The sequence below is a fragment of the Azospirillum sp. NS33 genome, assembly GCF_059703765.1.
Map to the genome: position 1 here is coordinate 131,580 of NZ_BAAKJB010000019.1, position 12,704 is coordinate 144,283.

The following is a 12,704-nucleotide window of genomic DNA, read 5'->3' on the forward strand; positions in this document are numbered from 1 at the left end:
GCCCCCGCCATGCGGAGGAACCGGAGATGAGGCGGATGGAGTCTTCCCTGACCGGGCGGGAACGGAGCTTTCCCGCCGACGAGATCATCGTCAGCAAGACCGATCCACGGGGGCGGCTCACCTATGTGAACGACGTCTTTCTCGACGTCGCCGGCTACGCCGAGGACGAGCTCATCGGCAAACCCCACAACGTCATCCGCCACCCGGACATGCCGAGCGCGGTGTTCGCCCTGATGTGGCGGACCATCCGCACCGGGCGCGAAATCTTCGCGTACGTCAACAACCGGGCGAAGAACGGCGACCACTACTGGGTGCTGGCCCACGTCACCCCGAACCTCGACCCGTCCGGCGCGATCGCCGGCTACCACTCCAGCCGTCGCGCCCCGCGCCCCGCGGCGCTGGCCAAGGTCGAGCCGCTCTACCGGCGCCTGCGGGACGCGGAGCGCCGGGCCGGGACGGGAGAGGCGGGGCTGGCCGCGTCGGCGGCCGTGCTTGATCAGGTGCTCACCGAGGAGGGCAAGGGCTATGACGAATTCGTCCTCGGTCTCTAGGGCCGGCGCGGCCCTCTGGGTGGCCCTCGCGCTCACCGCGACGCTGGGCGCGGTCGCCCTGGCCCGCCAGGACTGGGTGGGGCTGGCCCCCGCCGTCGCGCTGACGGCGGTGCTGGGCGCCGGGCTGGTATGGCTGCGGCGCGCCGGCCGGAGCATCGACGCGGCGGCCCGGGTGTGCGCCGCCGCCGCCCGCGGCGACCTGTCGGCGCGGGTCACCGGGGTGCGCGACGGCGGCGACGTCGGCGCCCTGCTGCGCAACGTCAACCGGCTGCTCGACCTCACCGAGGCGTTCTGCAAGGAGGCCGACGCCGCCATGCAGGGGGCGGGCGCCCGGCGCTATTACCGCACCATCCTGGCCACCGGGCTGCGCGGCGATTTCGCCCGCCATGCGGCCACCATCAGCCGGGCGCTCGAGGAAATGCGCGACCGCGACGCCGAAGCCCTGCGCTTCGCCGAGGAGAACGTGCGGGCGCTGCTGGTCCGGGTGACCGGTGCCGTCGGCCTGCTGCGCGGCAACACCGACCGTCTGGCGGCGAACGCGGACAGCGCGGTGCGCGACGCCATCGCCGCTGCCGCCGGTGCCCAGCAGGCGTCCGCCAACGTGCAGGCGGTGGCCGCGGCCGCCGACCAACTGTCCTCGTCCTTCGGCGAGATCAACGATCAGACGGCGGCGGCCACCGCCATCGCCGGCAACGCCGCGGCCCTGGCGGACGGCGCCGACCGCACGGTGGGCGAGCTGGCGCAGGCGGCCGACCGCATCGGCAGCGTGGTGGCGCTGATCCAGGACATCGCCGCCAAGACCAACCTGCTGGCGCTGAACGCCACCATCGAGGCGGCCCGGGCGGGCGAGGCCGGCAAGGGGTTCGCGGTGGTGGCGGGCGAGGTCAAGTCGCTGGCCGGCCAGACCGCCCGCGCCACCGGGGAGATCGCCGAGCACATCCGCGCCATGCGCGCGGTGGCCGATGGCGCCGGCGACGCCTTGCGGCGGATCGGCGGCACCATCGGGTCCATCGGCCGGACATCGGCGGCGGTGGCCGGTGCGGTGCAGCAGCAGAGCGCGGTGACCGTCGAGATCTCCCGCAACGTGTCCGACGCCGCCGCCGGGGCCGGCGCCGTCACCGCGTCCATCGCGACGGTGCGCGACGCCGCCGAACAGACCAACGCGGTGGTTGGCGAGATCGCCGCCGCCACCGGCGCGCTGGCCCGCCAGGCCGAGGCGCTGGAGGGCCAGATCGACGCCTTCATCGGCCGCATCCGCGCCGCCTGAGGCCGGGCTTCAGCCCAGGGCGGTGCCGGGCCTCAGCCGAAGGCGGCACCGGGCCTCAGCCGAAGGCGGCACCGGGCCTCAGCCGAAGGCGGCACCGGGCTTGGCCCCCAGCTTCTTGAGAATCATCGCCGCCGGGCAGAAGCCGGTGAAGGCCGCTTGCACCATGTTCAACCCAACGAAGGCGGTGAGGTACAGCCAGCCGGGATGGTGAAGCTGCGACAGGGCCAGGCTGATCAGAACCATGCTGCCGGCAAACACGAACATGATGCGGTCGAGGGACATCGGGGGTTTCCTTCTCGTCAGACCGGGTCGTCGGCGGGGAATCCGCAGTAGAGGCGGGCGAGCAGGCCGATCAGCGCCGCCGCCTCGGCGCTGGCCAGGGAATAGTGGATGGTCTGGGCGTGGCGCCGGGTCGCCACCAGCCCGTCGGCGCGCAGGCGCCCCAGGTGCTGCGACAGCGCCGACTGGCTGATGCCGACCATGGCGGCCAGTTCGCCGACCGTCCGCTCGCCATCGCCGAGACGGCACAGGATCGTCAGGCGATGCTCGTTTCCCATCGCCCGCATCAGCCGTGCCGCCTGTCCGGCGTTGCGCTCCAGCTCCGCGATATTCATGCTTGCTAAATTAGTTATTGTGAATATATGAGTCAAGGGGAAACCATCCACCCTCCCCAGAGGGAGCACGCCATGATCCGTTCCAGCGCCGCCCGCCGCCGTCCGGCCACCGCCCTGGCGTTGGCCATCCTCGTGGTCGGCGCCCTGTCGCCGGCGGCCGCCGAACCGGGGGCCGCCGAACCGGGGGCGGCCGGGCCGGCGGGCGGCGCGCCCGCCGCAACGGCGACGGTGGAACGGCGCGCCGTGGACGATCTCAAGGCGGTGTTCGCCACGGTGGAGAGCGTGCGCCGGGCGACGGCGCGGGCGCGCATCGGCGGCACGCTCCGGTCCCTGGCGGTGGTCGAGGGCGACCGGGTGGCCGGTGGCCAGACGCTGGCCACCGTCGAGGACCCCAAGCTGCCCCTCCAGCGCTCCGCCCTCGAGGCGCGGTTGCGGTCGCTGGACGCCCAGCGCCGCCAGGCGGAGACCGAGCTGGAGCGCGCCCGCTCGCTGCGGGCCAGCGGCACCGGCTCCCAGGCCCGGCTCGACGACGCGCGCACCGCGCTCGACGTGCTGGTGGCGCAGCGCGCGGCGCTGGACGCGGAGCGCGCGGTGGTCGAGCAGCAGCTGGCCGAGGGCGCGGTGCTGGCCCCGGCGGGTGGCCGCGTCCTGACCGTGGCGGTGGTGGAGGGCAGCGTCGTGATGCCGGGCGAGCCGGTCGCGGCCATCGCCACCGACCGCTACGTGCTGCGCCTGCGCCTGCCGGAACGCCACGCCCGCTTCATCCGCGTCGGCGATCCGGTGCTGGTCGGCGCCCGCGGTCTTGGCGTCCCCGGCCTCGGCGTCCCCGGCCTCGGCGCCGGCGCGGCGCCGGGCGGCGACCGGGTGACCGGCGGCGAACGGCTCGGCCAGGGGACGGTGCGGCTGGTCTATCCGGAGCTGGAGCAGGGCCACGTGGTGGCCGACGCCGAGGTCGACGGGCTGGGGGACTACTTCGTGGGCGAGCGGGTGCGGGTGCTCGTGGCCACCGGGACGCGCGACGTTCTGGTGCTGCCCGACGGCTTCGTCCACACCCGCTTCGGCTTGCAGACGGTGACCCTCGCGGACGGCGCGCAGACGGTGGTCCAGACCGGGCGGCCGCTGCCGGCGGCGCCGGGACGGCCCGGCGGCATGGAGATCCTCTCCGGGCTGGTGCCCGGCGATGTGGTCGTGCGGCCGGGCGCGCGGCCTTAGGATCGGGGAGGCTGCCATGACGCTCGGCCTGTCCGGCGCGCTGACCCGCGCCTTCATCCGCTCGCCCCTGACGCCGCTGCTGCTGCTGGCCTCGGTGGTGGTCGGCCTGGTCGCCCTCGACGGCCTCGCCCGCGAGGAGGAGCCGCAGATTTCCGTGCCCATGGTCGACGTCCACGTGCGCGCCGACGGCCTCAAGGCCGAGGACGTGGTGGAGCTGGTGACCAAGCCCCTGGAGGAGATTGTCAAGGGGATCGACGCGGTCGAGCACACCTACAGCCAGACCGCCGACGACGGTGTCGTGGTCACCGCCCGCTTCGCCGTCGGGACCGATGCCGACGACGCCATCCTGCGCGTCCACGAGAAGATCCGCGCCAACCTGGACCGCATCCCCCTGGGCGTTCCCGAGCCGCTGATCGTCGGCCGTGGCATCAACGACGTCGCCATCCTCACCCTCACCCTGGCTCCCGCACCGGCCGCCGCCGCGCGCTGGGACGACAACGCCCTCCACACGGTCGCCGACGAGCTGCTGGCGGAGCTGGTCAAGGTGGAGGACGTCGGCCTGACCTACATGGTCGGCGGCCGGCCCGACCAGATCCGGGTCGAGCCCGACCCGGAGCGCCTCGCCCTCTACGGCGTGACCCTGAACCAGCTGGTCGACAAGGTCAGGAACGCCAACCGCTCCTTCGTGGTCGGCCCGCTGCGGGACGGCGGCGGCAGCCGCACCGCCGTGGCCGGGCAGACGCTCCAGGGCGTGCCCGACATCGGGCTGCTGCTGCTGACCACCCGCGACGGCCGGCCAGTCTACGTCAAGGACGTGGCCACCGTCGTGGTGGGGGCGGCGCCGCTGGAGCGCCGCGCCTGGCACATGGTGCCGGACGGGCGGGGCGGCGTGGTGGCCGTGCCCGCCGTCACCCTGGCGATCGGCAAGCGGGCCGGGGCGAACGCCGTGACCATCGCCGACGCCGTGCTCCACCGGCTGGCCCTGGTCCGCGACCGCCTGCTGCCGCCCGGCCTGGAGGTGGCGGTCACCCGCAACTACGGCGCGACGGCCAACGAGAAGGCGAACGAGCTGCTGTTCCATCTGGGGCTGGCCACCCTGTCCATCGTCGTCCTGGTGACCGCGGCCATCGGCTGGCGCGAGGGCGTGGTGACCTTTGTCGTCATCCCCACCACCATCCTGCTGACCCTCTTCGCGTCCTGGCTGATGGGGTACACCATCAACCGGGTCAGCCTGTTCGCCCTGATCTTCTCCATCGGCATCCTGGTGGACGACGCCATCGTCGTCGTCGAGAACATCGACCGGCACTGGGCGATGCGGGATGGCCGCTCCCGCGTCCAGGCCGCCGTCGAGGCGGTCGCGGAGGTCGGCAACCCGACCGTCGTCGCGACCTTGACGGTCATCGCCGCCCTGCTGCCGATGATGTTCGTGTCGGGGCTGATGGGTCCCTACATGAGCCCGATTCCGGCCAACGCCTCGGCCGCCATGCTCTTCAGCTTCTTCGTCGCCATGGTGCTGACGCCCTGGCTGATGGTGAAGCTGCGCCGCGACCGTGGGGGCGGCGAGGGGGCCGGGGCCGGGGCCGGCCACGGCGCGGAGGGCTGGCTGGCGCGGACCTACCGCGCCGTGGCGGGGCCGCTGGTCGCGTCGAAGGCCCGGGCGTGGCTGTTCCTGGCCGCGGTGGGGGCGGCGACCATGGCGTCGCTCGTGCTGTTCTACACCCGTGACGTGACGGTCAAGCTGCTGCCGTTCGACGACAAGTCGGAGCTCCAGGTGGTCGTCGACCTGCCCGAGGGCGCGGCGCTGGAGGACACCGAGCGGGCGCTCTTCGCGGCGGCCCGCGCCATCGCCGACCTGCCGGAGCTGACCAGCGTCCAGGCCTATGCCGGAACGGCCGCGCCGTTCACCTTCAACGGCCTGGTGCGCCACTACTATCTGCGCCGGGGCACGGAGCTGGGCGACCTCCAGGTCAACCTGGCGCCCAAGCACGCCCGCGACCGGCCCAGCCACGCCATCGCCCTGGACCTGCGCCGCCGCCTGGCGGCGGTCGCCTTCCCCCACGGGACGGCGGTCAAGGTGGTGGAGGTGCCGCCGGGGCCGCCGGTGCTGGCCACCCTGCTGGCCGAAATCTACGGACCCGACGCCGAAACCCGGCGCGCGGCGGCCGCCCAGGTGCGCGAGGCCTTCCGCTCCGTGCCCTTCGTGGTCGACACCGACGACAGCGTCGGCCGCCCGTCGGAACGGCTGCGCTTCGCCCTGGACGAGGAGAACCTGGAGTTCTTCGGGGTCGAGGAGGAGGCGGTCTACGACACCCTGCGGGCGCTGATCGGCGGTGTTCCCGTCGGGTATTCCCATCGCGGCGGCGGGCGCAACCCGGTGGAGATCGCCGTCCGCCTTCCCACCTCCGGCCTGCACCTCGGCGAGCGGCTGCTGGCCACGCCGGTCCCCGGCCGCTCCGGCTCGGCGGAACTGGGCGATCTGGTGCGGGTGACGCGCGAGCCGGCCTCCCACCCGCTGTTCCGCCGCGACGGCCGCTTCGCCGAGATGGTCCAGGCGGAACTGGCGGGTGCCTACGAGGCGCCGGTCTACGGCATGCTGGCGGTGGGCGAGCGCCTCGCCGCGATGGACTGGTCGGGCGTCGGCCTCGACGGCCCGCCGGACGTCCGCCTGCACGGCCAGCCCGACGACGAATCCCGGGTGTCGGTGCTGTGGGACGGCGAATGGGAGATCACCTACGTCACCTTCCGCGACATGGGTGCGGCCTTCGCCGTGGCCATCCTCGGCATCTATCTGCTGGTGGTGGCGCAGTTCGGGAGCTTCAAGTTGCCTCTGGTCATTCTGGTGCCGGTGCCGCTCACCTTGATCGGCATTCTCGCCGGCCACTGGCTGTTCAGTGCCGCCTTCACCGCCACCTCGATGATCGGGTTCATCGCCCTGGCCGGCATCATCGTGCGCAATTCGATCCTGCTGGTGGACTTCGTCCGCCATCTCCGGGCGGCCGGCGTGCCGGTGCGCCGCGCCGTCCTGGACGCCGGGGCCACCCGATTCAAGCCGATCCTGCTGACCGCCCTGGCGGCGATGATCGGCGCGGGGTTCATCCTGGCCGACCCGATCTTCCAGGGACTGGCGATCTCCCTGCTGTTCGGGCTGATGAGCTCGACCCTGCTGACGGTGCTGGTCATCCCGGCGATCTATGTCGTGCTGCGCGACGATGGGGACGGTCTTGACAACGTTCCCGTGTCATCCCGGAGCGTGTGTCAATGATGGGTGGCCGCGCCGCCGCCGCCCGGCGATCGGTTGCGATTTCGCAAAAAACCGGCAATACTGGAATTGGGGAGAAAACGCACCACTCAGACACGATAAAAACGCGGCGGACGAAATGGATAGCACGTTCGGCAACCGCTCTTATCTCATCGCAGATATAGCAGCGGAAGCGGGGACGCTCGGCATCGAAATTGCCGACGTCGCCGGTCATGTGGAAGACGTTAGCACACGTATCAATAAGCAGGCGGATGTCTTCGCGCAGTTGCGCGACACCGGCGCCAACATGACGGCCAGCACGCGGCGCATCGCCGAGGCATCGCTGGTGGCGCGCTCGGTGACGGACAAGGCGCGCGAGGAGGTCCAATCCTCCCACGACCGGGTGCAGCAGTCGCTTGGCGACATCCACGGCCTGGTTGCCGCGGTGGGCGGCATGGAAACCCAGATCGCCGGGCTGCGCGAGGCGCTGGAGCGGGTCGGCAAGGTCGCCAAGGAGATCTTCGCCATCGCCAAGCAGACCAACCTGCTGGCGCTCAACGCCACCATCGAGGCGGCGCGGGCGGGCGAGGCGGGGCGCGGCTTCGCCGTGGTGGCGGGCGAGGTCAAGGCGCTGTCCACCAAGACCAGCGAGGCGACGTCGGAGATCGACGCGACGCTGAAGTACCTGAACGAGCAGGCGCAGCGGTTGGTGAACGAAAGCTCGGCCAGCGCGTCGAAGGCGCGTGCGGTGAGCGAGGGGACCACGGCCATCGGCAAGGTGATCGACACGGTGGGCCGCGCCATGGACGAACTCCACGGCGAAACCGACAAGATCGACCAGGCCTCCGCGGCGATCGCCGGCAACTGCACCGACCTGGAGCACGAGATCGCCGACCTGACGGTGGGGGTCCAGCTCTCGAACGAGAATCTGGGCCAGGCCCGCGACCGCATCAACAACCTCCTGGGGATGGGGGAGCGGCTGATCGGCATCACCGCCGAACTGGACGTCGAGACCGTCGACACGCCGTACATCCGCCGCGCCCGCGACGCGGCGGCCAAGGTGTCGGCCGCCTTCGAGGGCGCGTTGGGGCGGGGGGAGGTCACGGACGCCGATCTGTTCGACCAGACCTACAAGCCCATTCCCGGCACCGACCCGCCGCAGGTCATGACCCGCTTCACGGCGATCTGCGACCGGGTGCTGCCGTCGATCCAGGAGCCGGTGGTGAAGGGCGACAGCCGGACCGTGTTCTGCGTCGCCGTCGACACCAGCGGCTATCTGCCGACCCACAACGAGGCGTTCAGCCATCCCCAGGGCAAGGACCCGGTGTGGAACGCCGCCAACTGCCGCAACCGCCGCATCTTCAACGACCGCGTCGGCCTGGCGGCGGGGCGCAACGTCAAGCCGTTCCTGCTGCAGACCTACCGGCGTGACATGGGTGGCGGCAAATACACGCTGATGAAGGACGTCTCGGCGCCGATCATGGTCAACGGTCGCCACTGGGGCGGGCTGCGGATCGCCTACAAGGTCTGACGCCGGCCGCGCCCTGGACCCGGGCCCGGATCCAGGGCGGCGGCGCGGCTGCGGGCCCACCGGTGCGGGCCCACCGGGCCTCCGGCGCGGGGAGGGGGACGGCGCGGTCTACTCGAAGCGCACCGCGGTGCCGTTGACGGACACCATCAGCATGCCGTTCTCCTTGCCCAGGACCTCGTAGTCCACGTCGATGGCGACCACGGCGTTGGCGCCGCGGGCCTGGGCGGCGTCGGTGAGGTCGGCGAATGCGGCCTCGCGCGCCTCGCGCAGGGCGTTCTGGTAGCCGCCGGCGCGGCCGCCGATGATGTCGCGGATGCCCGAGAACAAATCCCGGAACACATTGACGCCAAGGATTGCCTCGCCGGTGACGACGCCGAGGTATTCGACGATGCGGCGGCCTTCGACCGAATCGGTGGTGGTGACCAGCATGGAGCGCTCCTGTTGGGTGTGCGGGGCTGCACATGGGGGTGCGGCGCGCAGGGGGCAAGCCTTCGGCACAGGTCCCCAGCCCTTCGCGCCGGGGAAGGGGGTCGCCAACCCCGCAGGCCCGCGATATGGTAGCGACACAAAACGGATAGCCGGGAAGGGGCGTGATGTCGCTGCGCCGATCTGATTCGGTGGGATACCTCGTCAGCTTTCTCGGCCGGCTGTTCGCGCGGACGCTGGAGCGCCGCATCCAGCCCCACGGCCTCCACTCCGGCCAGCTGCCGGCGCTGCTGTGCCTGTGGGAGCGCGAGGGAATCAGCCAGGCCGAGCTGTGCCGCCTCGTCCAGGTCGAGCAACCGACCATGGCGAACACCCTGAACCGGATGGAGCGCAACGGGCTGATCTGGCGCGAGCCCGACCCGGCCGACCGCCGCCGCGCCCTGATCTTCCTCACCGACCGGGCGCGGGCGCTGCAGGGCCGGGTGGTGGCGGAGGCCATGGCCGTGAACGCCGTTGCCACGGCGGGGCTGAGCGACGAGGAGAAGGCCCTTCTCCACGACCTGCTCGGCCGCCTCGTCGCCAACCTGGAGAACGACCTGCCGACCTAAGCCGGGTCCACCGGATCGGGTCACCGGCCCGGCCCGGCGAAACCCGCTCAGGCCGCCGGCGCCGGGTCCAGGGCGGCCAGGGCGCGGCGCCGGATCAGGTCGGCCAGCGCCGGATGGCGGCCGACGGAGGGCGTCAGCCACAGCCGCCGGCCGTCGAGCGGCGTGCCGTCCAGGGCGCCGCCGCCGGCGCGCAGCAGGGCCGGCAGGTCGTCGTCCTCGTGGTGGCCGCCGGACAGGAAGAAGGGCACCACCACCACCGCCTCCCGCGTCGTCGCGCCGCGCCAGGCGTCGGCCGCCGGCGCTTCGCTGAGGAACAGGGTTCCGGTCTCGCCGTAGCGGCCGGCCAGCGCGGCGGCGATCGCGCGCGTCGCCGCCGCGCTGGCCCCGGAACGGGAACTGCCGTGCCCGGCCAGCAGCACGGCCACCGCCGCCGGGTCCAGGCCGGCCCCGGCGATCGCGGCGTCGGCGAGGTCGGCGGCCAGGCCCGGCATCTCCGGGTCGAGGCCGAGCGGCGCGAGCACCGTCAGGTCGAGGTCGTCGCGGACGACCGCGCCCAGGCCGCGGGGCAGGATGGTGCGGGCGATGTGGCCGTCGGTGGTCAGCAGCGGCGCGACCACGACCGGCCCGGCCGGCACCTCGGCGAGCGCCGCCGCGGGGGAGGGGGGTTGCAGACCGAAGGCGGTCGCCACCGTGGCGAAGGCGGCGGTGCGGCGCAGCGTCGCCGCCAGCGCCTCGGCGATGGCGCCGCCGGCACCGTCCGAGGTGCCGTGGGCGAACAGCAGAAGGGACGGCTGGGACCTCAACGGCGATCTCCGGGTGTGGCGGCGGGGGCCGCGGGTCCCTATCATCTGGCGTGCGGACGCGCGTTGGCGAGCCCCGCCGCTTGCCGGCCTTGCCGGTTTCACCGCTCCGGGTCAACATGGGGTCCCGGGGCCGCCCGCTCCGCCGCCCGCTCCGCCGCCCACCGCGGCGGTGCCGCACAGGGACGCCGGCCCACCGTCGAAGACAGGACCGCCGCTGGCGGACGCGATCGAAAAGGAACACCCATGCTGACCCTCTCCCAGGTCGAGACCGACGTGTATGTCCACGGCCAGCTCCAGGAGGAGGACTTCGCCGCGCTGGCCCGCCAAGGCTTCAAGACCGTCATCAACAACCGCCCGGACGGGGAGGACGACGACCAGATTCCCGATGCGCGCGCCGCCGCCCTGGCCGCCGACAACGGGCTGGAATACCACTTCATCCCGATGGGCCACAGCCCGCTGACGGTCGAGATGGTCGACGAGTTCGCCCGCGTCCTTCAGGACTCGCCCCGCCCGATCGTCGCCTATTGCCGTTCCGGCCAGCGGTCGAGCATCCTCCATTCCTACGCCCGCGCCCGCATGATGGAGCAGCCGTGAGGCGTCGCCGCCGGTGATGCCGTGCCATCCGCGGGGTGGTGCGGCCGACCCGCCGCCCGCCGCCCCGGGGAGCGCACGCCGACGGGTTCCGAGCACCTGGGAAGACCATGACGAAAAGCACCGAGCACCCGTTCGCCCATTACGTGCGGATTCTTGGCAAGGGGCCGACGCTGTCGCGTTCCCTCACCGAGGAGGAGACCTACGCCGCCGTCTCCATGATCCTGCGCGGCGAGGTGGAGCCGATCCAGCTCGGCGCGTTCCTGTGCCTCGTCCGGGTCAAGACCGAGACGCCGGAGGAACTCGCCGGCTTCGCGCGCGCCGCCCGCGACAGCCTGTCCCTGCCCGCCGATCCCCCCCGCGTCGACCTGGACTGGGCCAGCTACGCCGGCAAGTCGCGGCGCCTGCCCTGGTTCATCCTCTCGGCGCTGCTGCTGGCGCAGCACGGGGTCACCGTCTTCATGCACGGAACCGAGGGGCACACCGCCGGGCGCCTGTTCACCGGCGCCGCCCTCGACGCGCTGGGGGTGCCGGTGGCCCGCACCCTCGACGAGGCGGCCGGGCATCTGGCGGCGCGCCGCTTCGCCTATCTGCGCCTTGCCGACCTGGCGCCCACGCTGCACGAGATCGTCGGGCTGAAGGCGGTGCTGGGGCTGCGCAATCCGATGCACACCGTGGCGCGCATGCTCAACCCCTTCGCCGCACCGTGCCAGATGATCGGCGTCGCCCATCCGCCCTACCGGGAGGCCCACCAGAAAGCCGCGGCGCTGCTGGGCCAGCCGGCGCTGGCCGTGTTCAAGGGCGAGGGGGGCGAGGCCGAGCGGCGGCCGGAAAAGCCCTGCGAGGTGTTCACGGTGGCCGACGGGGCGCTGGCCAGCGAGGTGTGGCCGCCGTTCGCCCGCAGCACCACGGTGCGCCGTGACGACGCCTTGGACGCCGCCCGCCTGAGGGCGGTGTGGAGCGGTGCGTCGGACGATCCGGAAGCCGCCGACGTCATCGTCGCCACCGCCGCGGTCGCGTTGAAGGCGCTGCGCCGCGCCAATTCGCACGCCGAGGCCGAAACCCTGGCGGCGGAACTCTGGCGCACCCGCGACCCGGCCTCTCCCACCGTGGCGTAGGCCCGCACCCTTCAGTGCTTGCGCCGCCAGCACCCGCCGATGTTCTCGTAGCGCCGGCAGACCGCGGCCCAGGCGACGCGCCGCGCCGCCTCGGTGCGGCGCCATTCCGACGCCTCGGCCGTCTCGGACGACCCGGCCCCGTCCCGCCAGGCGTGGTTGAAGGCCGAGCGGTAGATGTCCTGCGCGCCGTCGGGAAGAAGGGCTTTCACCGAATGCGGCAGCTGGGAGTTGCAGGGATAGGGCATGGCGCATCCTCCAGAACGATTTTGTCGTTTTGATGCACTTTAACGCCGATGCCCACAGTTTGGTAGTGGCTTTGTCGCGATGAGCCGTCCGGGCGTGCGAACGCCCTCCCCGCAAGCGGGGAGGGCGTGTCGTTCACGGCCGTCTGCCGGGCTGTCGGTCGGCCCGGCGCTCGGCCGCGGTTACGGCGCGCGGCGGGCGGCGCGGTGGGCCGGGATCGGGATCGGCCGGGCCACCTGCTCCTCGCGGCGGCTGGCCGACATGTCGATCTCGATCCGGGCGAGCGCCTTGCGCAGCTCGTGCACGGCGTCCGCCAGCGGCTGCAGGCTGTTCTCGCCGGGCTGCTGGCGCCACGCGCGGTAGGCGGCCAGACAGGTCCGCGCGGTCTCGCGCAGCCGTCCCTCCACCGCGTCGACGGGCGGCGTCGGCTCGGCGCGGCCGGTGCGCGGGGCCGCCGGAGCGGCGGCCTCGGCCGGGGCGTCGGCCGCCGCCGTGGCGCCGG

Annotated in this window: 13 protein-coding genes and 1 pseudogene; 8 read left to right on the forward strand and 6 right to left on the reverse strand. The window is 72.8% G+C overall.

The window, feature by feature from the left end:
• Positions 1 to 26 precede the first annotated feature (26 nt).
• Together AC6H2I_RS17835 and AC6H2I_RS17840 are read left to right on the forward strand one after the other, a co-directional pair.
• Positions 27 to 551 (forward strand): PAS domain-containing protein, encoded by a 525-nt coding sequence (locus tag AC6H2I_RS17835; RefSeq protein ID WP_497502025.1) that lies wholly within the window; start codon positions 27 to 29, stop codon positions 549 to 551.
• The gene (locus tag AC6H2I_RS17840) at positions 526 to 1,818 is read left to right on the forward strand and encodes a methyl-accepting chemotaxis protein (RefSeq protein ID WP_497502026.1); all 1,293 of its coding nucleotides are present in this window, start codon (positions 526 to 528) and stop codon (positions 1,816 to 1,818) included. The genes AC6H2I_RS17835 and AC6H2I_RS17840 overlap by 26 nt, the downstream gene beginning before the upstream one ends.
• A 78-nt stretch (positions 1,819 to 1,896) precedes the next feature.
• Here AC6H2I_RS17840 and AC6H2I_RS17845 read toward each other — a convergent pair whose 3' ends face one another.
• Positions 1,897 to 2,100: a YgaP family membrane protein gene (locus AC6H2I_RS17845; protein ID WP_497502027.1), complete on the reverse strand. Its 204-nt coding sequence runs from the start codon at positions 2,098 to 2,100 to the stop codon at positions 1,897 to 1,899.
• Positions 2,101 to 2,117: 17 nt separating this feature from the next.
• Positions 2,118 to 2,432: an ArsR/SmtB family transcription factor gene (locus AC6H2I_RS17850; protein ID WP_497502028.1), complete on the reverse strand. Its 315-nt coding sequence runs from the start codon at positions 2,430 to 2,432 to the stop codon at positions 2,118 to 2,120.
• A 72-nt stretch (positions 2,433 to 2,504) separates the two neighbouring features.
• Between AC6H2I_RS17850 and AC6H2I_RS17855 the strand changes: the two genes are divergently transcribed.
• From AC6H2I_RS17855 to AC6H2I_RS17865, 3 genes are all read left to right on the forward strand, one after another.
• Positions 2,505 to 3,644: an efflux RND transporter periplasmic adaptor subunit gene (locus tag AC6H2I_RS17855; protein WP_497502029.1), complete on the forward strand. Its 1,140-nt coding sequence runs from the start codon at positions 2,505 to 2,507 to the stop codon at positions 3,642 to 3,644.
• A 16-nt stretch (positions 3,645 to 3,660) separates the two neighbouring features.
• Complete coding sequence (locus tag AC6H2I_RS17860; RefSeq protein ID WP_497502030.1) at positions 3,661 to 6,906, forward strand: efflux RND transporter permease subunit; 3,246 nt, start codon at positions 3,661 to 3,663, stop codon at positions 6,904 to 6,906.
• Positions 6,907 to 7,189: 283 nt separating this feature from the next.
• On the forward strand, positions 7,190 to 8,413 hold the full coding sequence (locus AC6H2I_RS17865) for a methyl-accepting chemotaxis protein (RefSeq protein WP_497502032.1): 1,224 nt from the start codon (positions 7,190 to 7,192) through the stop codon (positions 8,411 to 8,413).
• A 108-nt stretch (positions 8,414 to 8,521) separates the two neighbouring features.
• Here AC6H2I_RS17865 and AC6H2I_RS17870 read toward each other — a convergent pair whose 3' ends face one another.
• A complete protein-coding gene (locus tag AC6H2I_RS17870; RefSeq protein WP_497502033.1) occupies positions 8,522 to 8,842 on the reverse strand; it encodes a heavy metal-binding domain-containing protein in 321 nt (106 codons plus the stop codon).
• A 164-nt stretch (positions 8,843 to 9,006) separates the two neighbouring features.
• Between AC6H2I_RS17870 and AC6H2I_RS17875 the strand changes: the two genes are divergently transcribed.
• Positions 9,007 to 9,447 carry a MarR family winged helix-turn-helix transcriptional regulator gene (locus AC6H2I_RS17875; RefSeq protein WP_497502034.1) on the forward strand — a complete coding sequence of 147 codons (441 nt, stop codon included), beginning with the start codon at positions 9,007 to 9,009 and terminating at the stop codon, positions 9,445 to 9,447.
• Positions 9,448 to 9,494: 47 nt separating this feature from the next.
• On the opposite strand, the gene AC6H2I_RS17880 is transcribed toward AC6H2I_RS17875, so the two are convergent.
• Complete coding sequence (locus AC6H2I_RS17880; protein ID WP_497502035.1) at positions 9,495 to 10,250, reverse strand: CbiX/SirB N-terminal domain-containing protein; 756 nt, start codon at positions 10,248 to 10,250, stop codon at positions 9,495 to 9,497.
• A gap of 243 nt (positions 10,251 to 10,493) precedes the next feature.
• Between AC6H2I_RS17880 and AC6H2I_RS17885 the strand changes: the two genes are divergently transcribed.
• Both AC6H2I_RS17885 and AC6H2I_RS17890 read left to right on the forward strand, forming a co-directional pair.
• The gene (locus tag AC6H2I_RS17885) at positions 10,494 to 10,844 is read left to right on the forward strand and encodes a protein tyrosine phosphatase family protein (RefSeq protein ID WP_497502036.1); all 351 of its coding nucleotides are present in this window, start codon (positions 10,494 to 10,496) and stop codon (positions 10,842 to 10,844) included.
• A gap of 107 nt (positions 10,845 to 10,951) precedes the next feature.
• Positions 10,952 to 11,959, forward strand: coding sequence for a glycosyl transferase family protein (locus tag AC6H2I_RS17890; protein ID WP_497502037.1), 1,008 nt, complete (start codon positions 10,952 to 10,954; stop codon positions 11,957 to 11,959).
• 11 nt (positions 11,960 to 11,970) lie between these two features.
• Here AC6H2I_RS17890 and AC6H2I_RS17895 read toward each other — a convergent pair whose 3' ends face one another.
• Both AC6H2I_RS17895 and AC6H2I_RS17900 read right to left on the reverse strand, forming a co-directional pair.
• Complete coding sequence (locus AC6H2I_RS17895; RefSeq protein ID WP_497502038.1) at positions 11,971 to 12,204, reverse strand: ChaB family protein; 234 nt, start codon at positions 12,202 to 12,204, stop codon at positions 11,971 to 11,973.
• A gap of 180 nt (positions 12,205 to 12,384) precedes the next feature.
• Positions 12,385 to 12,704 (reverse strand): annotated as a pseudogene (locus AC6H2I_RS17900) (hypothetical protein); the annotation flags it as partial.

Coding starts and splice junctions, on each gene's coding strand:
- AC6H2I_RS17870 (WP_497502033.1), bottom strand. CDS start 8,842: ATGCTGGTCACCACCACCGATTCGGTCGAAGGCCGCCGCATCGTCGAA.
- AC6H2I_RS17885 (WP_497502036.1), top strand. CDS start 10,494: ATGCTGACCCTCTCCCAGGTCGAGACCGACGTGTATGTCCACGGCCAG.
- AC6H2I_RS17890 (WP_497502037.1), top strand. CDS start 10,952: ATGACGAAAAGCACCGAGCACCCGTTCGCCCATTACGTGCGGATTCTT.
- AC6H2I_RS17845 (WP_497502027.1), bottom strand. CDS start 2,100: ATGTCCCTCGACCGCATCATGTTCGTGTTTGCCGGCAGCATGGTTCTG.
- AC6H2I_RS17835 (WP_497502025.1), top strand. CDS start 27: ATGAGGCGGATGGAGTCTTCCCTGACCGGGCGGGAACGGAGCTTTCCC.
- AC6H2I_RS17895 (WP_497502038.1), bottom strand. CDS start 12,204: ATGCCCTATCCCTGCAACTCCCAGCTGCCGCATTCGGTGAAAGCCCTT.
- AC6H2I_RS17855 (WP_497502029.1), top strand. CDS start 2,505: ATGATCCGTTCCAGCGCCGCCCGCCGCCGTCCGGCCACCGCCCTGGCG.
- AC6H2I_RS17850 (WP_497502028.1), bottom strand. CDS start 2,432: ATGAATATCGCGGAGCTGGAGCGCAACGCCGGACAGGCGGCACGGCTG.
- AC6H2I_RS17860 (WP_497502030.1), top strand. CDS start 3,661: ATGACGCTCGGCCTGTCCGGCGCGCTGACCCGCGCCTTCATCCGCTCG.
- AC6H2I_RS17865 (WP_497502032.1), top strand. CDS start 7,190: ATGACGGCCAGCACGCGGCGCATCGCCGAGGCATCGCTGGTGGCGCGC.
- AC6H2I_RS17840 (WP_497502026.1), top strand. CDS start 526: ATGACGAATTCGTCCTCGGTCTCTAGGGCCGGCGCGGCCCTCTGGGTG.
- AC6H2I_RS17875 (WP_497502034.1), top strand. CDS start 9,007: ATGTCGCTGCGCCGATCTGATTCGGTGGGATACCTCGTCAGCTTTCTC.